The 21,127-nt window shown below is 35.9% G+C and carries 23 protein-coding genes and 2 pseudogenes; 20 read left to right on the forward strand and 5 right to left on the reverse strand.

The genetic code is table 11. The features are described 5' to 3' along the window. The first annotated feature begins 587 nt into the window (after positions 1 to 587). The 8 genes from agaB (at position 588) to NSS81_RS15450 (ending at position 5,828) form a co-directional block, all read left to right on the forward strand. On the forward strand, positions 588 to 1,061 hold the full coding sequence (gene agaB / locus NSS81_RS15415) for a PTS galactosamine transporter subunit IIB (RefSeq protein ID WP_342429565.1): 474 nt from the start codon (positions 588 to 590) through the stop codon (positions 1,059 to 1,061). A gap of 11 nt (positions 1,062 to 1,072) precedes the next feature. Next, positions 1,073 to 1,867, forward strand: coding sequence for a PTS galactosamine transporter subunit IIC (gene agaC, locus NSS81_RS15420; RefSeq protein WP_342429566.1), 795 nt, complete (start codon positions 1,073 to 1,075; stop codon positions 1,865 to 1,867). Beyond that, positions 1,854 to 2,654 (forward strand): PTS galactosamine transporter subunit IID, encoded by an 801-nt coding sequence (agaD, locus tag NSS81_RS15425; RefSeq protein WP_342429567.1) that lies wholly within the window; start codon positions 1,854 to 1,856, stop codon positions 2,652 to 2,654. The genes agaC and agaD overlap by 14 nt, the downstream gene beginning before the upstream one ends. Position 2,655: 1 nt before the next feature. Further along, positions 2,656 to 3,096 carry a PTS sugar transporter subunit IIA gene (locus NSS81_RS15430; protein ID WP_342429568.1) on the forward strand — a complete coding sequence of 147 codons (441 nt, stop codon included), beginning with the start codon at positions 2,656 to 2,658 and terminating at the stop codon, positions 3,094 to 3,096. Positions 3,097 to 3,128: 32 nt separating this feature from the next. Continuing rightward, positions 3,129 to 3,866, forward strand: a complete 738-nt coding sequence (locus NSS81_RS15435; protein ID WP_342429569.1) for a GntR family transcriptional regulator — start codon at positions 3,129 to 3,131, stop codon at positions 3,864 to 3,866. Positions 3,867 to 3,985: 119 nt separating this feature from the next. Next, positions 3,986 to 4,729, forward strand: a complete 744-nt coding sequence (locus NSS81_RS15440; protein WP_342429570.1) for a glucosamine-6-phosphate deaminase — start codon at positions 3,986 to 3,988, stop codon at positions 4,727 to 4,729. Positions 4,730 to 4,795: 66 nt separating this feature from the next. After that, positions 4,796 to 5,572: a Cof-type HAD-IIB family hydrolase gene (locus NSS81_RS15445; RefSeq protein WP_342429571.1), complete on the forward strand. Its 777-nt coding sequence runs from the start codon at positions 4,796 to 4,798 to the stop codon at positions 5,570 to 5,572. Between the two features lie 82 nt (positions 5,573 to 5,654). Then, positions 5,655 to 5,828, forward strand: coding sequence for a hypothetical protein (locus NSS81_RS15450; RefSeq protein WP_342429572.1), 174 nt, complete (start codon positions 5,655 to 5,657; stop codon positions 5,826 to 5,828). A gap of 258 nt (positions 5,829 to 6,086) precedes the next feature. On the opposite strand, the gene NSS81_RS15455 is transcribed toward NSS81_RS15450, so the two are convergent. Both NSS81_RS15455 and NSS81_RS15460 read right to left on the reverse strand, forming a co-directional pair. Further along, positions 6,087 to 6,719, reverse strand: coding sequence for a homoserine/threonine efflux transporter (locus tag NSS81_RS15455; protein ID WP_342429573.1), 633 nt, complete (start codon positions 6,717 to 6,719; stop codon positions 6,087 to 6,089). A 647-nt stretch (positions 6,720 to 7,366) separates the two neighbouring features. Continuing rightward, on the reverse strand, positions 7,367 to 10,399 hold the full coding sequence (locus NSS81_RS15460) for an efflux RND transporter permease subunit (protein ID WP_342429574.1): 3,033 nt from the start codon (positions 10,397 to 10,399) through the stop codon (positions 7,367 to 7,369). Positions 10,400 to 10,868: 469 nt separating this feature from the next. On the opposite strand from NSS81_RS15460, the gene NSS81_RS15465 reads away from it, so the two are divergent. The 5 genes and pseudogenes from NSS81_RS15465 to NSS81_RS15485 all read left to right on the forward strand — a co-directional run. Beyond that, positions 10,869 to 11,069, forward strand: a complete 201-nt coding sequence (locus NSS81_RS15465) for a hypothetical protein (RefSeq protein WP_342429575.1) — start codon at positions 10,869 to 10,871, stop codon at positions 11,067 to 11,069. 313 nt (positions 11,070 to 11,382) lie between these two features. Then, a complete protein-coding gene (locus NSS81_RS15470) occupies positions 11,383 to 11,571 on the forward strand; it encodes a hypothetical protein (protein WP_342429576.1) in 189 nt (62 codons plus the stop codon). Between the two features lie 123 nt (positions 11,572 to 11,694). Continuing rightward, positions 11,695 to 12,318, forward strand: coding sequence for a class I SAM-dependent methyltransferase (locus NSS81_RS15475; protein ID WP_342429577.1), 624 nt, complete (start codon positions 11,695 to 11,697; stop codon positions 12,316 to 12,318). A gap of 400 nt (positions 12,319 to 12,718) precedes the next feature. Further along, entirely contained in the window at positions 12,719 to 13,681 is a 963-nt protein-coding gene (locus NSS81_RS15480; protein WP_342429578.1) for a LacI family DNA-binding transcriptional regulator, read from the forward strand. Between the two features lie 153 nt (positions 13,682 to 13,834). Continuing rightward, a pseudogene (locus NSS81_RS15485) lies at positions 13,835 to 13,998 on the forward strand (helix-turn-helix domain-containing protein); the annotation flags it as partial. Positions 13,999 to 14,003: 5 nt separating this feature from the next. Here NSS81_RS15485 and NSS81_RS15490 read toward each other — a convergent pair. Next, complete coding sequence (locus NSS81_RS15490; RefSeq protein WP_342429579.1) at positions 14,004 to 15,008, reverse strand: DUF3231 family protein; 1,005 nt, start codon at positions 15,006 to 15,008, stop codon at positions 14,004 to 14,006. Between the two features lie 246 nt (positions 15,009 to 15,254). Between NSS81_RS15490 and NSS81_RS15495 the strand changes: the two genes are divergently transcribed. Beyond that, on the forward strand, positions 15,255 to 15,698 hold the full coding sequence (locus NSS81_RS15495) for a YaiI/YqxD family protein (RefSeq protein WP_342434041.1): 444 nt from the start codon (positions 15,255 to 15,257) through the stop codon (positions 15,696 to 15,698). A 35-nt stretch (positions 15,699 to 15,733) separates the two neighbouring features. On the opposite strand, the gene lspA is transcribed toward NSS81_RS15495, so the two are convergent. Beyond that, positions 15,734 to 16,171 carry a signal peptidase II gene (gene lspA / locus NSS81_RS15500; RefSeq protein WP_342429580.1) on the reverse strand — a complete coding sequence of 146 codons (438 nt, stop codon included), beginning with the start codon at positions 16,169 to 16,171 and terminating at the stop codon, positions 15,734 to 15,736. A 100-nt stretch (positions 16,172 to 16,271) separates the two neighbouring features. Further along, positions 16,272 to 16,709 (reverse strand): hypothetical protein, encoded by a 438-nt coding sequence (locus tag NSS81_RS15505; protein WP_342429581.1) that lies wholly within the window; start codon positions 16,707 to 16,709, stop codon positions 16,272 to 16,274. Between the two features lie 405 nt (positions 16,710 to 17,114). Between NSS81_RS15505 and NSS81_RS15510 the strand changes: the two genes are divergently transcribed. The 6 genes and pseudogenes from NSS81_RS15510 (at position 17,115) to NSS81_RS15535 (ending at position 21,038) form a co-directional block, all read left to right on the forward strand. Further along, a complete protein-coding gene (locus NSS81_RS15510) occupies positions 17,115 to 17,540 on the forward strand; it encodes a DMT family transporter (protein ID WP_342434042.1) in 426 nt (141 codons plus the stop codon). Between the two features lie 45 nt (positions 17,541 to 17,585). After that, positions 17,586 to 18,281, forward strand: coding sequence for a Crp/Fnr family transcriptional regulator (locus tag NSS81_RS15515; RefSeq protein WP_342429582.1), 696 nt, complete (start codon positions 17,586 to 17,588; stop codon positions 18,279 to 18,281). A gap of 43 nt (positions 18,282 to 18,324) precedes the next feature. Further along, positions 18,325 to 18,813 (forward strand): DMT family transporter, encoded by a 489-nt coding sequence (locus NSS81_RS15520; protein WP_342429583.1) that lies wholly within the window; start codon positions 18,325 to 18,327, stop codon positions 18,811 to 18,813. A gap of 523 nt (positions 18,814 to 19,336) precedes the next feature. Further along, positions 19,337 to 20,077, forward strand: coding sequence for a glucose 1-dehydrogenase (locus NSS81_RS15525; RefSeq protein ID WP_342429584.1), 741 nt, complete (start codon positions 19,337 to 19,339; stop codon positions 20,075 to 20,077). A 47-nt stretch (positions 20,078 to 20,124) separates the two neighbouring features. Further along, positions 20,125 to 20,229: pseudogene (locus NSS81_RS15530) on the forward strand (short-chain dehydrogenase); the annotation flags it as partial. A gap of 38 nt (positions 20,230 to 20,267) precedes the next feature. Then, positions 20,268 to 21,038, forward strand: a complete 771-nt coding sequence (locus tag NSS81_RS15535; protein ID WP_342429585.1) for an SDR family NAD(P)-dependent oxidoreductase — start codon at positions 20,268 to 20,270, stop codon at positions 21,036 to 21,038. Positions 21,039 to 21,127: the final 89 nt, after the last annotated feature.

Below are 21,127 nucleotides of genomic sequence, written 5' to 3' on the forward strand. Positions count from 1 at the left end.
ATAGTATGAAAGAAAAAAGAAAGATATTGAAGTTGAGAATGTTGATGCATCCTCTATAATGAGGTCTTAAACGAGAAGAAAAATCTCATGTTAGACGACACAAGGAACTTATCAAAAGGCTATTTGGAAATCCGGGCGAACGGTGCACTGTTCGCCACTTACTTAGATAGGCCCAAACAAATCTCATGTTGTTTTTCAGCTAGTTGTATCAATTGGAAAGTGCTACAGGCACAAACCGATGGAAGGCCAGTGTGTCAGCCCCTTGTAAACTAAAGCTTTAACGCATCGGGGGACCCCAATTTTTATTTTGATATTAGTTTTTTTGACGAAAAAGGATTGGATTTGGCAAAAGAGCCTTGGACAAACTACTTATTTATATTATTTGTATTTTCTAAAATTAACCGTTTACAAAATGATGGTTGAGGAATATAATTACATTATAGTAACTGGTTATGACAACATAACCAAAAAAATTTCAATGTACTGGTAATGACAACATTACCAAAGTTGAAATTAGAATAATTATAAGGAGGTTTAACGCTTTTCCTTTTAATATCATGAATTTACAACAGGGAGGTAAAATCATTATGACAGGACCTAATATTTTATTAACTCGAATTGATAATCGTTTAGTACACGGACAGGTTGGCGTAACATGGACTACTACTTTAGGAGCAAATCTCTTAATTGTTGCGGATGACGATGTAGCAAAAGATAAATTGCAACAGCAATTAATGAGTATGACAGCTGAGTCATCTGGTGTAGGAATCCGTTTTTTTACAATTGAACATACGATTAATATTATCAGTAAGGCCGCACCCCATCAGAAAATATTTATTGTTTGCCGTACACCGGAAGAAGTTAAGAGATTACTAGATGGCGGCGTTCCTTTAAAAGATGTCAATGTAGGGAATATGCATTTCACTCAAGGTAAGAGACAGCTTAGCAAAAAGGTCTATATTGATGATAAAGATCATGAAACATTGAAATATATTGCATCGAAGAATGTGAACGTATATATCCAGGATGTTCCTGGTGAAATCAAAGAAACTATTAAGTAGGGGGTTAGAGCATGCACGACATAACGTTAATTCAAGGAATACTGCTTGTTGTATTAGCCATTATTGTTGGTTTAGATGCATGGTTAGAGGGCTTCTTCATCTTTAGACCAATTATCGTTTCCACTGTTGTTGGATTCATTTTAGGGGATGTAAAGTTAGGAATTATCTGTGGTGGTTTAACGGAACTTGCCTTCGCGGGATTAACCCCGGCAGGTGGCACACAGCCGCCTAACCCGGTATTAGCGGGTATTATGACACCGGTTTTAGCGTATACGGCAGGTGTTGATGAAAAAACGGCAATCGGTTTAGCCTTGCCATTTAGCTTTTTAATGCAATATATTCTATTATTCTACTATTCTTCTTTTTCTGTATTTATGGTTAAAGCAGACAAGTATGCTAAAGAAGCAAATACGGGAGCCTTCGCTAGATTAAATATTTTAATGCTTATTATTGTCGCTGCAACAAATGGTCTTGTTGTTTTTCTATCTGCCTATGTAGCTCAAACACCAATGAGAAATTTGGTAGAATCAATGCCCGAATGGTTAACACATGGCTTTGGTGTAGCAGGTGGAATCTTACCTGCAGTAGGTTTCGCTTTATTATTACGTGTCATGATGAAAAAAGAACTTGTGCCATTCTTCATTGTTGGATTTGTGTTCGCATCATTTATTCCGTACTCAAACCTTTTGCCAGTGGCTGTAATCGGTGCAGCACTAGCATTGTACGATTATTTTAACAACCAAAAGAAACAAACTTTTGCACCTTCAACACCTGACGGAGGAGTGGATTATAGTGACGGAATCTAAACGCGTGTTAACAAAAAAGGATATTACGAAGCTCGCATTTCGCAGTTTGTTTTTACAGGCAAGCTTTAACTATGAACGCATGCAGGCTGGCGGCTGGTTATGGTCCATGCTTCCTGCATTGAAGAAAATACATAAAGATGATAAAAAGGCATTATCTGAGTCCATGGAGGATAACTTGGAATTTATCAACACCCATCCAAACCTGGTAGGTTTCCTAATGGGTTTGCTTCTTTCCTTGGAAGAAAATAAAGAAGATCGGAATTTAATCAAAAGTTTAAAGGTTGCTTTGTTTGCTCCGCTTGCAGGAATTGGTGACGCAATATTCTGGTTTACGATTCTTCCAATTGTTGCTGGTATTTCCGCCTCTTTTGCGATGCAAGGAAGTATTGTCGGACCGCTCATTTTCTTGGCAGTCTATATCGGTATTTTTGTCCTTCGGATTGTGTGGACTCACATGGGCTATGAACTTGGAACAAATGCTGTTGAAAAAATAAAAACTAGTTCCCAGTCTATTTCTAAATCTGCAAGTATTCTTGGAAGTACCGTTATTGGTGGATTAATTGCAGCTTATGTTCATATTACGGTGCTTTCTGAAGTGAAAATTAATAAAGAGCATGCCGTTAATCTACAAACAGATTTCTTTGATAAAGTATTTCCAAATATCTTACCGTTAGGCTTTACCTTACTAATGTTTTATTTCCTTAAGAAAAAGAAAGCGAGCCCTGTATTACTAATTGCTGTTACCTTTGGCATTGCCATCTTATTTTCAGCTTTAGGAGTGTTGTAAAATGAAGAAACTTATTATTACCGGTCATGGTCAATATGCTAGCGGTTTGAAAAGCTCTTTAGAATTATTGGCTGGCCCCAATGACGATCTCATTTTCATCGATTTCCCTGCTGAGTTGAATGAGGCTGGGTTAAAGCAACAAATGGAAGAAGCAATTCAATCCGTTAGTCGGGACGATGAGATATTATTTATTTGTGATATACTAGGCGGGACCCCTTACAAAAATGCAGCTATATTATCGAACGATAATGACCAGTTTGAGGTAGTTGCAGGCTGTAACCTGGGTTCCATCCTCGAGGCTGTTTTTCAAAAGGAAACGATGTCAATTGTTGACTTAGCCAACTCCTTGGTCGATTCAAGTAAAAAATATACTGTGAAGTTTGAAAAGGTACGGGAAACTCAGCCGGTTCAAACCAATAGTTCCTTTATGGACGGTATTTAGGTTAAGTATTTCTCAGGAAGGAGGAGAAAAAAATGCAACGAATAGATAAGCAGAGTCCTCTCCCTCTCTATATCCAGCTTATGGAACGCCTTCTAAACATGATTGAAGAGGGAAAGTACTGTGAACATGATAAGCTTCCTTCCGAGAGAGAATTATGTGAGCAATTCGATGTAAGTCGAATAACAGTGAGGCAAACTTTTCAGGAATTAGAAAAAGAAGGCTACATTTACAAAAAGCACGGCAAAGGCACCTATGTTGCCTCTAAAAAACATGGGCAGCAACTTCTAACGGTTTGGACCTTTACTGAAGAAATGATCCGTAGCGATAAACATCCGGAAACACAAGTGCTTTCATTTGAACGTGTTCAATCGAAAGAAAAGATTAGGACTGCGCTACAGTTCGAGGGAACGGAAGAGGTATTCAAAGTGAAGCGTCTTAGGCTGGCGGATGGGCTCCCTTTACTCTATGAAGTTTCTTACTTGCCCGTTAAGTGGTTTCCGGATCTTACTCGAGAGCAACTCAAAGAGAAATCTATGTATCAGGTCTTTGAGGAGAAATATTCAATAAAAGTTGAAAAAGCAGTAGAGCAATTTCATGCCGTTAATATTAATGAAAATGAGGCAAAACTTCTTAAAATAAAGCCCTCTACTGCTTGCATGAAGATTGTGCGTCATGCCCTTTTTGAGGGGTCTGTGGTAGAGTATACCGAAAGCATTGCTAGAGGAGATCAATTCTTCTATACAGCTGAATTAAACAATAAACTATATTAAACTCAATTGAGTTTAATATAGTTTATATCTTAACTGGTTATGACAACATAACCATAGGGGAAATAAATATGTTTTTACCATTTTCTAATGACAGTTTTTCCTAAAGGGGAATGAAAAATATGGTTCAAAATAGAGTGAATTTCAAAATCGATGTGGCAGATGATTATGAAATAATGTCTCTACGTGCTGCTGAAAAGATTATTAAACAAGTAAAAAATAAACCTGAATCGTTGTTATGTCTTGCTGCAGGAAGTACGCCGACAGGAACACTGAAATATTTGGTGGAAGCTTCAAGAAGGAACGAAGTTGATTTTTCCCAATGTTTTTTTGTGGGATTAGATGAGTTTGTTGGTTTATCGTGGGAAGATGTAGGAAGCTGTTATCATTATGTTTCTGAGCATTTTTTCAGACCTCTTAATATTTCCCATGACCGGATTCACTTCTTTAAGGCAAACAATGGAAATTTAAAAGAGGAGTGTGATGAAACTGATAGTTACATACTCGAACATGGAGGAATTGATGTGTTGCTTCTTGGTGTGGGAGTTAACGGCCATCTTGGTTTAAACGAACCATTTGTCAGTTTAGATCTTAATTCCCATGTTATTAAATTGTCAGATAGCACGAAAGTAGTCGGACAAAAATACTTCAATCAGGAAAAGAAACTAGAACAAGGAATTACCATTGGATTAAAGCAAGTTTTAGAAAGTAAAACGGTTGTACTGATTGCGAATGGAGCTGTAAAAAGGGAAGCCATGGCAGCACTTGTAATAGGAACTGTAGATGAAAAATTCCCTGTTTCATGTTTGAACTTACATGAAAATTGCTTCGTCTATTTAGATAAGGAAGCCAACCCGGAAAGGTAACTTATTATAGCTAGGATTTTCTGTTCCTAGCTTTTTTCTATTTGATAATAAAAGAGGGTGATAGAGATGGAAAATAGTATTATATTTTTTGATATTGACGGGACACTTATTGACGAAGATAAAAATGTTCCGAGAACAACGAAGGAAGCCATTTTTCAATTAAAAGAACGAGGTCATGAAGTGGCCATTGCAACCGGGCGTGCCCCCTACATGTATGAAGACTTGCGAAAAGAACTAGATATTCATACCTATGTTAGTTTTAATGGACAGCTGGTTGTGGTAAAAGATGAGGTTATCTATACTAATCCATTAAATAAAGAAGCCTTGCATTTGCTTACATGTATGGCTAAAAAACATAACCACCCAATTATTTATATGGACGAATATGAGATGAAGGCTAATGTTTTACAACATGACTTTATTACTGAGAGCCTTAATTCCTTAAAATTGCCAGTCCAAGCGAGTCTAGATCCTAACTATTATAAAGGTAGAGATATTTTTCAATCAATGTTATTCATAGAAGAACAAGAAGAGTTGCTATATGAGCAGACATTTAAAGATTTCAAATTTGTCCGCTGGCACCCTTTATCAGTTGATATTGATCCAGCAGGAGGATCAAAGGCAAAAGGAATTGAGATAGTCCTAAGGCATTTAGGATATTCTATGGATCAAGTTTATGCTTTTGGCGATGGGTTAAATGATATTGAAATGCTATCATTTACCCCAAATAGCGTCGCGATGGGAAATGCAGAGCCATTAACCAAAAAAGCCGCCAAATATATAACCAAATCAGTCAACGAGGATGGTATATTACACGGGATAAAAATGGTCGGTTTGCTGTAGGTATCATCGTTTGAGTAATTTCATAAAGTACCTACTGTGTAAATTCATCATTTTTATTCAGTAATATTGGAGAAAGTGATTTTTGACAATGGCAGCGATAAATAATTGGGAAATTGCAAAAATAATTGCAGAATTGGATAAAGTTAACCAAATGAAAATGAATGATCACACATCGATCCAACAAGCACCTGAGCCTTTGTTACGAGGTAGCTTCACAAATAAAAAACGGGCCGAGGCCCGTTTTCTCATTACATAAATACGCTAAGACAAGTTGGATCATTTTTGAAATTTTTCAAATAACCCTATTTATTCTAAGAGGCTGTTTCAAAGAGAAAGCTTTGAAACAACCTCTTATTCTGTTCGCCTATATTCTCTTTTTATCTGGGGGCGATTGTAATACAAGAGTAGTTGCTTCTTGTAATATTGCAGCTGGTTAGGAAAGAAGAAATAAAAAAGAAAAACCGTTCATTTTTTTGAACGGCGAGAATCAAATTAAAACTGTTAATAAATTAATTTAACTTGCTGTTTTTATTCCAAATCCCACCAGAACTAATCCGGTTGATTTTTGGAATACCTTCTGAAATCTAGAATTATTTAACCATTTTTTCGCAAAATCCATTAGATATATAAGAAATAGGAACCAAGTTATTGCGAGTAAGGTTAGAATTAATGCTAATACAATAAGTTGCTGATTTACATTCCCACTCAAATTGATAAATTGAGGCATTACTGTTATATAAACCAAAACCGTCTTTGGATTAAGAATATTACTAACTAACGCTTGTTTAAAGGATTCTTTATTATGTTGATTCGAAGACTCTGTTGTAGGCTTATTTGTTTGTTGTTGCATTTCTTCTAAAGAAAAAAAGCTTTTAGCAAAAAAACTTTTTATACCTAAAAAAATTAAGTATGCGGCACCCAAATATTTAATTGTACTGAAAAGAACCACTGACTGAGCAATGACAACTGCTAATCCAAGAACAGCAATAAGTGTCCAAAAAGTAAGTCCTGTTGCCATTCCGAGTACCGTAAAACCTCCAGCTTTTGTTCCGTAGCTAAGAGTATTTTTCACAAGAAGCATAGTATCTGCCCCTGGTATAATAACCATCATTGCAGCAATTGAAATGTAAGTAAGTAGGCTATCCATAATATTCCCCCTTTAATCTATATGATTTAAAGTAATATTAAATTATTTAGACGGTTTTAACAATTAATAATTGGAATCTTATGATAACGGGTCGATGCTTTAATAATCGAAGCATCGCTTTCCTTGCTCTACTACCGGTGCAGTTTTGTTTAATAAGAAATATATAATCGTCTTTTTATACAGTATGGGGTATATTATTTCTGGCTGTTTTCGCATAGATTGTTGTTTTACTTACTAATTATATTAACACCTTTATAGAAGTTACTTAGGGTTGGGACTCGATTGCCTTGGTTTCAACAAACCTGTCCGAAGTTACGTAAAAAGGGTCATGAACGACAAAACGCAATCAGACGGTAGTGGGAATGACGGAGTTACCTCAGGTCGGACTCGAATGGTCTCCAATTATCCTAACATCCTCGAAGTCGCCATTAAAATGAACACAATTTAATACAGGAGCAACAAATTTTACAAAAAGAGCCTTATATTTAAAGGAGGTTAATAAATACTCAATAAATATAATGTAGGTATACTGCTATTTGATTATGTTGATGAAATTGGTGTCAGTCCCCTGGTAAACTAAAGCTTTAACACATCGGTAATCCCAATTTTTTAACAAATAAAAAAACGGGCCGAGGCCCGTTTTCTCATTACATAGTAAGATCACTTTCAACATGCTCAATCATTCTCTGTTTCTTTGATTTCCTAAAATACAATAATTCATAGATACAAGGAATGACAATCAAGGTCAAGAGAGTGGCCATTGCCAAACCACCTATTACAACGACAGCTAGACTTTGTGATACAAGGCTGCCAGTTTCTGCTTGCTTAAACAATAGTGGTAGCATCGCACAAATCGTTGCAATTGCTGTCATGAAAATCGGGCGCATTCTTGTTGCGGATGCTTCGACAAGCGCATCCCGTATACTCATCTTTTGTTCATTTCGAATCACACGGTCTATGAGAACGATGGCATTGGTTACCACAATACCAATAAGCATTAATGCTCCCAAGAGAGCCGTGATATCAACGGAGATTCCGCTTATGACAATTCCTAAAATAGCTCCGATTGCAGCTAGTGGAAGAGAACACAGGATGGCAATAGGTGCTTTAATTGACTTAAATGTAATCACCATGATTAAAAATACAATCCCAATGGAGACAAGCATAATGAGAAATAGATCCGTAAAGTCATCAGCTGTCTGGGCACTTGCACCACCGACAAAAACCTCTACACCATCAGGGAGATCGATTCCTTCATTCTGTTTTTTATCGCCGAATACCTCCATATTTACTTTAGTGGAGATTTCGGATAATTTTGCAGGGTCTACGGATGCAGTAACTTGGAGATAGGTTTCTCCATCCTTATGAAACTGATTTGTTGAACGTTCTTCACTTTCTAATTTTGCAATAGTGGATACGGGAACCATACCGGTTTCAGTCATCACTGGAATATTCTCTAGATCTTTTGGTGTTTTTGTGTCAAGAACAGGTTCTAGAATGACAGGTGTTTGTTTGTCATTCAAGCTTACCGTACCAATTGGTGTTTGATTTAACATCACTCCGAGTTGTTGGGCAACTTGTTCTGTATTTCCTTTAGAAGGGTCAACTGTTAAAGAGTAAACGGTTTTCTTTTCATCCTGATTGGTTGTTACTTCCTCAACCCCGTCAATACCTTTTACTTTATCTTTAATATTGTTTGCTACTTTTTCAAGATCAGATATATTTTCACCAATCACATCAATGGTAATGTTTGTACTCCCTGATCCCATCATAAATGAAGCGGCAGATACTTCTAACGTAGCGTCGGGATATTGATCCTTTTTCTTTTCCATTTCATCTAATATTACTTCTGTGTCTTCTTTGTCATGTAATAAAATGCTAAAGGATGCTTCTGTTGGTGATCCCACCCAACCATATTGTGCCGCTTCTGCTGGAGATCCCACCTGTGCGAATACATGTTGTACCTCATCCCATTTACGAATCGAATCTTCCAGTTCCATCATCTTTTCCTTCACTTCATCAATAGGTGTATCATTCGGGTAGCTTAGAGTGGCCACTACATAGTCAGCCGAAGAATTGTCAACCGCACCCTTTGGAATAGCAAAGTAGGTTGCAATGGAACCACCAAAAAGTAGGAATGAAATGGCGAAAATAATCCATTTATGGTTTAAAGACCAAGTCATTATTTTCGGAAAACGAACGGCTGGTTTATGCTTAGGAAGCCTTGTGTTCTTTAGTAATCCAGCACTCATTAATGGAACAACCGTCAATGCGACAAGCAGGGAAGCAAGCAAGGAATAAGTAACGGTTAAAGCGAACGGTAAGAGAAATTCTTGCAGCCCACCGTTTAATAAACTCATTGGTAAGAAAACGGCTACTGTCGTTAAGGTAGAAGCAGTAATCGCAACGCCCACTTGTTTCGTTGCATCAATGATCATTTGAACAGAGAATTTCTCAGTTTGCATTTTGCGGAAAATATTTTCGATTACGACAATACTGTCATCGACTAGCCGACCTACCGCAACAGCAACCCCGCCGAGCGTTAAGATATTTAATGTGACTCCAGACCAGGATAACAAGAACAATGTTAAACAAAGTGAGAGTGGAATCGATACTATGGTAATAAAAGTTGAACGGATATTACGTAAAAAGACCATAATCACAATTGTTGCAAAGAGTGCACCAAGAAGAACTTCTTTTACCATTGTTTGTACAGAAGTCTGCACCATATCTGCAGATGAAACGTAAATAGTGGCTTCTTGTTGATCATATTTTTCATTAAGTTCCTTTGTTACTTTTTCGACTTCTTTGCTTATTGATACTGCATTTGAGTTACTATCCTTTGTGATGCTAATGTCTAAGCTTTCTTTTCCGTTAAAACGACTGACGAAATTGGAGTTTTTTGTTTCCTCTATGGTCGATATGTCGCCGAGCTTGATATTAGGGGCTACGGTTAAGCTTTTTAATTTTTCTAAACTTGTTAAGTCTCCAATCACCTTAATATTGCTTGTTTTTCCGTCAATGATTTTTTCACCAACAGCTAAAGCAGTGTTTTGTCCTTGGAGAACTCCCATAACAGATTGCAGGGGAACTTGATTTTCTGTTAGTTTGTCATTATCGATTTTTACTGAAATAACGGAATCTGTAATCCCATAAAGGTCGACATTGGAGACACCTTTGATATCCTGATAAATTGGTTGAAGTGTTTCTCTGGCAAATTCCATATTTTCTGTCGTCAGGCCATCATCAAAAGTAATAGCTATGTTTACGATTGGGATCATAGAAGTATTCAGCTGAGAAACGGTAGGTTTTGATATGTACATTGGCAAGTGAACATTGTTCAAAGCCTCTTGAACGTCTAGTTTTGCCTGTTTCATATCCGAGCCTGCTTCAAAGAATAAGTCTACTTTTGAAAAGCCATCACCTGTTGTGGAGGTTATAGAGGTTTTGCCATTTATTCCTGTGAGAGCTCTTTCAATAGGATTGGTGACCTCCGTTTCCATTGTTTTAGAGTCGGTGCCTTGACCCATTGAGATGATGCTCACTTGTGGGTTATCCGCACTTGGTAAAAATTCCATTGGCAGTCTAAAGTAGCTGACAATGCCAATCACTAAGACCAATATGGTTATTAGTGATACAGCAGCTTTATTTTTAAAAGCCCATTTTGTGAAAGTTGACACAGTAAATTTCTCCTCCCGTAGAACAAAATGAAAATACCAAATTAAATCGTATCATAAATTTTTCCAAAAATAAGACTAAATTTGTAATTAATACAAACTTTACAAAAATTAAAAGAATGACTTGTTTCGTAGTCATTTACCTCCTGTAAACTTTTTCCTCCCTTCTGAATTTAATGGTACTTTTATTGGGAATTTTCTGTAATGTACTAAAAGCGTATTTTCTAGTAAGACTTGAGACGTAGAAAAAGAATAGGACAACTGTTTTGTAAACTGAAAAAAAAATCCTCCCAGTGATGGAGGTCTTCATGATCAAATGGGTAGTGTTTTCCTGTTGATAAGGCGAGATAATCAATGAAGGATAACGATAAGACTTTTTTTTAGGAAATGCAGGAAAAGCAACAGGGACTTGAGAAATTTATATATACCAACCACTTTGCAAAAATGTTCTGGAGGAAGAGGGAGCAAACAAATGTTGACTTTTGTGGAAAAAAGGACAATTTTAAATACATTCGAATTAAAGGAAAAGGAAATAAGTAATAATAGATTGGTATATGAATATCCTGCAAGCAAGCAAAGAGGGAAAGTACTTGCTAGGGAATTACATCCTACAGGAAATGGCTATGTACTAGGGAAATACATGAATGAAGAAACGATTAAGAATAATGGATAAAAAGTTGATCCAAGAGGTTGGATTTCTATTAAAGAATTTTCAAAGGATGAGCTAACTAAAGTAATAGTTGAGGCAATGAAGTTCATGTCAGAGATAAAGGTTTCTTAATTACCTGGAAGGATGCTGGAACCGCTTTAGCTCGACAGGGCTTCGAAATTTACAGTGTAATGCTTATTTAAAGAAGCAGTATTATCTCAATTATATGGTGAAATTAAGCAAGATGGAGGTGGTTTTACTGAAAAAATGGTTCTTTTCAATAGTTACTATTGTAGTTGTGATGTTTGTTTCAATTAACTTATACACAAAATTTAAAATGAATACTGTTCGAGAAAAAGTATTACAAAACTATCCAGAAATAACCAAAATAGATACTGTAAATAGTATTGGACAATGGGGAGAATGGTTCTCTGAATATGCACTTGTAGTAGAAATAAATGGAAATAATTATCGAGTTTGGACATTTGAAAATGGCAAAATTACTGGAAAAGAACTCTTAAATTAAATCTTCTTACTGATTAAATTTTAATAAGAAATGGGAAACCACAAAGATTGAGTTTCCCTTCTTTTTTATCTAATAATTAACATTAGAATTTAACAGAGCCAAAATTATAAAAGGAGAAAACCGTTGAGCTTTATTAAATTATTTAAGAATTTTGTTGATCAACAATATGGTAATCCGAAGGGACTTGTAGGGCTTTATATAGGAGAAAAGATGGTGCAGCAGCATCAACCTGAAACACTATGGACTATTAATCTTTTGTCTCCGCAACCAGACGATACTATATTAGAGCTTGGCTGTGGAGCAGGTTATGCAGTGAAACAAGTGATAGGTCAATTTAAAGTAAAACAAATTGTAGGATTAGATATCTCTAAAACTGTGATTCAATCAGCAAGGATAAGAAATAGAAAGGATATACTAAATGGAAAGGTAAGATTTTTACAAGGAGACGTAAAACATCTGCCTTTTGAAGATAACTCTTTTTCAAAGGTATTTAGTATACAATCCATTTATTTTTGGGGGGACCTACCAAATACATTGTCTGAAATATACCGAGTAATTAAACCAGGAGGGTCTATAATAATAACCCTTAGTGATGGTGAAGACAATAAGAAATGGGAAGGCATTACAGATTTGTTAAACGATCAAGTTATGCCAATTATGGATCAGTGTGGCTTTAAAAATATAGAAAAACTAAAGGGTCCGGACTCAAGGCAGTTTCAAACAGTCGCTATAAAGGCATCGATTTAGCGATTAATGGACTTTAGGAAATACGGTATGCTTAAAATGTATAACACTAAACAAGAAGGGTCTTGAGTAAAAACTCAAGTCCCTATCCCTGTTTATATCAGTAATTAAATTAATTTTTTAAATTAGTGCTTTCTTCATAGACATCAAATAAATGGCTATAATAGTCTTTTATTTTTTTGTTGGAGTTATTTTTTATAAGGTTACTTTTTTGATACTGCAAAATTGGAAAGGATGCTACTATCAGAACAGAACCACATAACAACAATAAGCACACAATACCTATGATAACAAACATTTTATCCACTCCTTATCATCTTGGAATAGTACAAAATGATTGTAATTGATGAAACGCATTTCATATCAAGAAGAAATATCATTTTTTTATAAGGGGTTTCAAACTATGGCAAATATTAAGGATATTGCAAAGAAGGCAGGAGTATCAGTAACAACAGTTTCCCGTGTAATAAATAATCATCCATATGTCAGTGAAGAAAAAAGGGAAGCTGTTATACGGGCTATAGAGGAGACCAATTACCAAAGAAATTTAAATGCTGTTCATTTAAGCAAAGGAGAAACTTTCCTTATAGGGGTTGTGATCCCTTTTATCAATCATCCTTACTTTGGTTTATTAGTTGAAGGAATAGCGAACGAAGCTGTAAAGAACAATTACAAATTGGTTCTATTCCAAACAAATTATGAGGTAGTCAGAGAGGTTGAAGCATTAAAGATGTTACAACATAAACAAATAGATGCTTTGATTATCTGTTCAAGAAGTTGCGGATGGGATGTTATCGACGAGTATGTACAGTACGGACCAATCGTTCTTTGCGAAGATTCTAGAGGTCAAAATGTATCTTCAACATTTATCGACCATTATAAAAGCTTTTTAAATGCATTAGAATATCTACATAAGAAAGGGCATCAAAAGATTGGCTATTGCGTTGGAAGAAAATCAGGAACCAATAGTATGCAAAGGGAAAAGGCATACAAGGAATTTTTGAAAAAGATAGATGTACCGTTTGCCCCCGATTACATTTTTTATGAATGCCTTAAATTTGAGGATGGGGTAAAAGTGGTGCAGCAGTTGACAGAAATGGATAACCCACCAACAGCACTGCTAGTTACTAGTGACATCGTTGCTGCGGGAGTAATAACCTACAGTCAGGAAAAGGGAATCTCAATACCTGATGAACTAGCAATAATGGGTTTTGATAACCAGCCAATAGCGAAAATTATGCACATCACCACACTCGAAATTCCTTTGGTTGAAATCGGAAGAAAATTATTTCTTCAAGCAATCGACAATACAAAAAATTCTCACGAAGAGATAGATGTCAAATTAATTAATCGGCAAACTGTGTAATTAAGAACTAAGAGCTTGGACATTCCATGCTTACGATTTGTTGTACGAATTATGTTTAAAAAAGAGAGTAAACACGTTAAAACAACAAAAAAGAATCCGAAATAACTTACGATTTCGCATCCCTTTTTAGATGATTTTTTTATGTTTGTACTCCTTTCACTATTGAAAAATGGAAAGGAAAAAGCGTTCGATTATCAACTTTAGAGGCGTTTGGTAAGGCAATAGACTTTCAGCCTGGAGATATTTTAAAATACAAAGGTGACGAAGAAAAAATATTAGACAACAATTTCTTCAACTACTGGGAAGCTGGGAAGTAAATTTACTACACTTTTTTTGAAATTTCTTCTCTATTAGGAGCAAGTGGTGGTTGTTCTAGCCATTTATTTTGTACCATTAAATTATACCATTTCTTGGTTACCATAAGATTCTTTAGAATAGTGCCTTCATAAGCTGCTATAAGGTCTGTTCGCATGGATGATGCTAGACCCGCCCCATGATAGTTTTGGGCGGCTTGGAACAAGAAACCAATGTGATACAACATTAACTTATCAGAAAAAGGAGATTCCGTTGAAGTTGTCACTTCTGTTTCCCAAGATTTTGGTACTGGTAAGTTATCTGTTTGCATAATTTTTGTAAATGTTTTTATTTGTCCATCAGCAGTTTTCTCGGAATCCGTTAAAAATTTTCTTACCTCTTTTGTTTGAGCGACTTGACTGAAAGCGATTGAAAGAGTTTTTGCCATGATGCTTTTTTTAAGGTTGAAAGAAATACTTATGATTTCTGTTGCAGCTAATTTTCTACCCTTTCCGAAAAATCCATCTATGAAATCTTGGCTAGTAATATATTCGGGGTTTTTAGCGGGATAAAATAAAGGATCTCTCTGGAAATTTCCTTTCTCAAGCAATAACTCAATGGTTTGATGATACATTCTTTTCGCATCGTTATCGCATGAATCGTAAAATTCCCTTAAATCTTTTCTAACTGATACAGCTAATGAGGTGCTGTGCCCTAACAATCCATGTAAGGTCATGACATGTAAATAATTCAGGCAAAATATATCCGTGAACAATCTTTGTTTACCTTTAAAGAGGTCTGATTCTGTAAATCCAATTGGAACGGGGAAACCCTCGGTCTCAATAAAAGTTACGATTTGTTTTTTTTGTTTCCCGTACGTCGTAATTGCATCCTCAAAAATGGCTTTTATTGGCCCGTCCTCAATAATAGAGAGCATATATCTATTTACCACATCTGTCATTGTACCGTTTATATACTCTCCCCACAGTGTTCCTATTTCGGAAGATGTAAGTTTTAATTTATAGTCATCCATATTACCACCTCTTTGATATTATTTACTAATTTATCAAGTAATATGAATTTCACTAAGAGAACATTATAAGAGGATTAATGCTCATTTCAAAGAGCGGTGCTTCTTTTGATACAAAAAACACCGAAAAATACGGTGCGATTTTGTATGCATTATTATTTTCATAAAGCATCATCAACATTTGACAAAAGGCTATTCCGCGATTAACATCAATCCTAACTTAATTAGTGGGACTTGGGAGTGTTTATGATGAAAATTTATATTGATGCCGATGCTTGTCCAGTAAAAGATATCATTATCTCTGAGGGTACGAAGGCGGGAATTCCTGTTATCCTTGTGACTAGCTTTTCACATTTTTCGACGACGGAACAACCATCAGGGGTAGAAACCATTTATGTTGATTCTGGAGCGGAGGCTGCGGATTATCGGATTATGAAGTTAGCAGCAAAAGGAGATATCATCGTTACGCAAGATTATGGTCTTGCTTCATTAGGGTTAGCCAAATCTTGTACAGTTCTTCATCATAAAGGGTTTAGCTATACAAATGAAAATATTGACCAATTATTACAAACTCGTTATTTGAGTGCAATGGCTCGAAAGGGTGGAAAGCGAACAAAAGGGCCAAAACCATTCACTGCAGAGGATAGGGAGAAGTTTAGGGAACTTTTTAAAGAAGCAATTTTAAACCTATAGTTAGTATTGAATCACAGCTGGAATAAATAGAGAATCTAGCGCCCTTTTTTAAACCAGCTTATGATTACATAAATAATAATTAGTAACACACCTATCTCAATAGCATGGTCGGCCAAGTTAAGTACTCCACCAGAGCGAACGATGAAATCTGTCACCTGCCCAAACAAAAGCCGATCTATGCCATTTCCAATGGCTCCTCCGACTAGAAATCCCAAGCTACTGTCGATGAGAGCACCGTTCATTTCTTCCGTTCTACGAAAATAGAAAACTCCTATTACAAACAACACCGCCACAATTCCGAAGAGCCGTGCATAGCCTTGAAATAAACCTCCTGCCATCCCACTATTCTCGATATGTGTGAGTGGTATTCCCCATAATGTAAAGGATTCATTGATGTCAATGTAGGTACGAATGAGAAATTTGGTAAACTGGTCTGTCATAATAACGAGGATGGCAATAATATAAAATAGCATAGATTGTCCAACTTTCTTGCAGATATATTTTATTCGTCAATTTTAAGCGCTGTTATCGCATAAATTGTTGCTTTATTGAACTTATGAATAAATGAATTCATTAAATCAATTCTAAAACAATTTCAGATAACCTATGTCTGATTACTAATTGAACCTTTCTTGCTTTTATATCGAATTTTTTAAGGTCTTCAGATTGTACTTCCCAAGAGATTTTTGTTTCTTGCTCTAATTTAACGATTGCTTCTTCTATCCAAGAATGATATTTTTCGTAAATTTCTATTGCAAAACTTTCATCTTGGAATTCTTCAGGGCATTTAAAGCTGAGATGATAAAGCCATTTTTGAAAATCATTTTCACCAAATTTGATTACTCTTTGTTTCAATACTTCAATCAAGTCTTTTATAAGGTTATTGTCAAATCTTTCTTCTTTCATTTTCTGTTCCAGTTTAGATAATGTAAGGTTGCTTAAATCCTTACTGTCCATCCACAATATGTCTTTTACAATCTCTTTTAGTCTGTTCTTCTTAATGATAATCACCCTTTTTTAAAAATTATCCCTAAATATTACCATAAAATTTAATGTTGTCTATTTTATATATATTAACAACAAAGTTTACGAAAACAGCCATAATAAAAGAAGGGATCGTTAGCAAGCCTCTATTTGTTTTAATATTTCAATCCGTAACTGGCTAACAAGTAAAAGTCAGCCTTACCGTTTCATATTAATCTATTTTGGTGATTTTTAAAAAGGAAAGGTTCTAAACCTAAGAAAGGAACGACCTCTAATTGTTTAAAAATATTTTTACTACTCCACTCTTGATCCCTTGGGTGAGAATTGATCCTCAAGATTTCTGATTTTTTCATTTGGGGACATATGTCCTATCCGAACCACCTGGAAATATCTTTTAATATAGAGAGAAAATCTAAATTAGGGGAGAAAATGATGAAGGGGATTATCTTTGCAATAGTAGGTGGGGCATTTATTACCCTGCAAGGAATTGCCAATACAGTAATTAGTGAAGATGTCGGCACGTGGCAAGCAGCAACTGTTACCCAGTTTACTGGATTCATATTGGCTTTCCTTATCTTACTGTTCGTTCGAGATGGTAAATGGCAAAGCTTCAAACAAGTAAAACCGTTATATTTGATTGGTGGCGCCTTTGGGGCGATTGTTATTTTCAGTAATGTCGCATCCATTCAGAGAATTGGTGTTACCTTAAGCATATCAGCGATCCTGATTGCCCAACTAATCCTGACTTTTATCATTGATAGTAACGGTTGGTTTGAGCTTGAGAAGCAGAAGATGAAGCTTCCACAGTTTATTGGCATCGGAATGATGATAGCTGGAGTGGTAATACTAGGGTCTTAATAGTGTATTCCAGGAATTACAGGTGAAAAGTGGAGGTGGATCCGAGTGAAAGAAATAAAAGATCAGGAACAATTGCTATCGTATATACAAGACTTTCAACTTGAATCGGTTTTTCATGAGCCTTTATTTCCGCATTTGTCATTGTACAGCTTTGAACAAGGGGAACTCATCTGTTCCCAAGGGGAAGCTTCACAGTATTTGTATGTACTTGTTAAGGGGAAGCTTAAAATCTATACCAGCTCGCATGAAGGAAACACACTTATTCTCTCTTTTCAGAAACCGCTAGAGTTGATTGGGGATATTGAGTATGTACAGGGTATTGACATTATCAATACAGTTGAAGCGGTATCGCCTGTCACGATGATTGGGATTCATCAGCGCTGGTTGAAAAAATACGGCAGTGACCATGCTCCATTGCTGCGATTTTTATTGGATGTCATTACGAAAAAGTTTTATCTTAAAAATAATTCGATGAGTCTTAATATCATGAACCCTGTCGAAGTTCGTTTGGCTAGTTATCTCCTGTCTGTTACCTTGGATGAGTTCGATTCGCTTTTTAAAAACCAAATAAACATCAGTATAAAGGATGCAGCCAACTTAATTGGAACAAGTGCCAGACATTTAAATCGAGTCATCAAGCATTTATGTTCAGTAGGTCTAATTGAGCGTAACAAGGGAACCATCCTAGTTAAGGACAGAGAAGGATTAAGGAAATTGGCGGGGGATAATATTTACGAATAGTTTTTCTTCATATAATAAGTTTAGTAAATGGGAGAGATAGAGGATGATTATTGGATTATTGTTCGCAATTTTGGCCGGGGCGCTGGTTGGTTTGCAAAATATCTTTAACAGTAAGGTGAATGAACGCACGGGGTCTTGGGCGACAACGACATTAGTATTAGGTTTAGGTTCCCTGGCTTCACTGACATTCGGCCTTCTCTTCGAAGGGGGACAGCTATTTAACCTACAAAATATGAAGCTCTGGTATTGGTTTAGTGGAGTGCTAGGGGTAGGAGTAGTCGTTTGTCTTGTCCAAGGGATCAAGCTGTTAGGAGCAACCTATGCCATCGCCATTGCTCTAACCTCCCAGCTCGTATTTGCTTTATTGGGGGACTCATTCGGCTGGTTAGGGCTAAATAAGGTTCCGTTTACAATAAATCAGTTGGTAGGAGTGCTTGTTATTGTCGGTGGGATTGTTGTCTTTAAATTTGGCGGTAGCAGGGTGAGCCAGAAGTCAGCAAAGATACCCTATCCAGTTGTGAAAGAGAACTAAGTCTTAATAGAATAATAGGAAGGTCGGACATCCATTACGGTGAGTAATGGATGTCCAACCTTTTTGAATTATTTATCAGAGAATTCAATAAAATACTAACTTTAGATTGTGGTACATTGGGTCAGTCCACTGGTAAAATTGATGTAATAATTTGAACTTTAGCATCCTTAGCGGATATTTATTTTCAGGATGAATAAGTTATATTGAAGAAGTAAAATAAATATCTCGAAATCAAGAATCTTTAATTTGACATTAATTATAAAAAGTATTATTATAAAATTGTTCACAAAATGTTCACACTTACTGCTTTGAACGACAAGAGGAGGAATAAATCAAAACAAATATCTCGAATTCGAGAATTTTTAATTAAAAGGTTTTTAATAAATATTTTTTATAGGTATTTAATTAAATTTTTGAGAAGGAATTAATATTTCATAAGCAAGAATGTAAAGTAAAGCATTCTGAGAAACTAATATAGTTAAATCATTATTAAATTAATAACAGAAAATGGGAGGAATTTAACATGAAATTACAAAATAAAGTAGCGATTATTACTGGGGCAGCACAAGGAATGGGTGCTATGCATGTTCGTAAATTTGTTGAAGAAGGCGCTAAAGTCGTTATTACAGATATAAATGTAGAAGCAGCACAAAAGTTAGCAGATGAAGTCGGCGAAAATGCAATTGCATTGAAACTTGATGTGTCAAAAGCTGACAATTGGAAAGAAGTCGTAGAAAAAACGGAAGAAAAATTCGGACCTGTCACTGTATTAGTCAACAACGCTGGAGTTGGTATTTTCAAATTATTAGAAGATCTAACAGAAGAGGATTTTAGATTAACATTTGAAATCGATGAATTAGGCGTATTTTTAGGTATGAAAACAGTCGTACCTTCCATGAAAAAAGCAAATGGTGGGTCTATCGTAAATATCTCATCCGTTGACGGTTTAGTAAGTGCGCCAACAGCCATCGCCTATAGTGCAGCAAAGCATGCTGTTACTGGTATGACAAAAGGAGCTGCTGCTGAACTTGGTCAATACGGTATTAGAGTAAATTCAGTTCATCCTGGAGTTATTGAATCTCCAATGGCTGAACAAGGCGATGTGGCTGAATATATTAAAAAACTCGAACAAGACATTCCTTTAAGAAGAAGAGCAAAAACAGAAGAAGTTTCAAATTTGGTTATATATCTTGCTTCCGATGATTCAAGCTATTCAACTGGTTCTCAATTTGTTGTAGATGGCGGTATGATTTCAGATTTATAATTTCTAACCATAGAAATACAATTTATTTCTAAACATGAACATGTATTTCACTTGCATTAGAATATGTAGCAAGAAATATTCGTGTGAACTCTTTAGCACCAGGCTTTATTGATACACCAATTATTCCTGAAGAAAGTAAAAGGGAGCTTGCTTTTATTAAATACTTTTAAAAAATAAGGAGAGATTTTAAATGAATTTTGAAGGTAAAGTAGTCATTGTTACAGGTGCAGCAGGCGGTATCGGGAAAGAAGTCGTACGAAAATTAGCTAACGCACAAGCGAAAGTTGTATTAGTTGATTTAAACGAAGACGCAATCAAAGCCGTTCAAGCTGAGCTTGGTTTAACAGAAGAAAATAGTTTAATGGTAAAAGCAGATGTTTCTAATGAAGAAAGTGTTAAAAATTATGTAGATCAAGCAATCTCTAAATTTGGTCGCATTGATGGCTTTGTAAATAACGCAGGCGTTGAAGGTCCAGCTAAACCACTTGAAGAAATTACAGAAAAAGAATTTGATTTCGTTTACGGAATTAACGTAAAAGGCGTACTTTTCGGACTTAAATACGTATTACCGATAATGAAAGCACAAAAATCTGGTGCAATCGTCAATACTTCATCAGTAGCTGGTTTAATTGGTTCACCAAGCATGGTATTATACAACTCATCTAAACACGCAGTAATGGGTATTAATAAAGTTGCGGCTCTAGAAGCAGCAGAATTTAACGTTCGTGTGAATACAGTAAACCCAGGTGTAATTAATACACAAATGATGCGCAAAATTGAAGCAAAAGTTGCGCCAGGTGCAGCAGAAGCAGTAAAAGCAGCTTATAACGATGCAGTACCAATGAAACGCTACGGTGAGCCTGAAGAAGTAGCTAACGTAATTGCGTTTTTACTTTCTGACGAAGCTTCTTATGTAAGCTCATCTTCATTTACTGTTGATGGTGCTTTATACAACGTGTAATTAAACGAATAACGAGCGCAGGGGCTATCCTATAAGAACCCTGCGAGGTAAAAATCCTCCAAAATGAAAACACACGCACGAATGTTGAT

It is taken from the genome of Neobacillus sp. FSL H8-0543, assembly GCF_038592905.1.
In the GTDB taxonomy this organism is placed as follows: Bacteria; Bacillota; Bacilli; order Bacillales; family Cytobacillaceae; genus Neobacillus.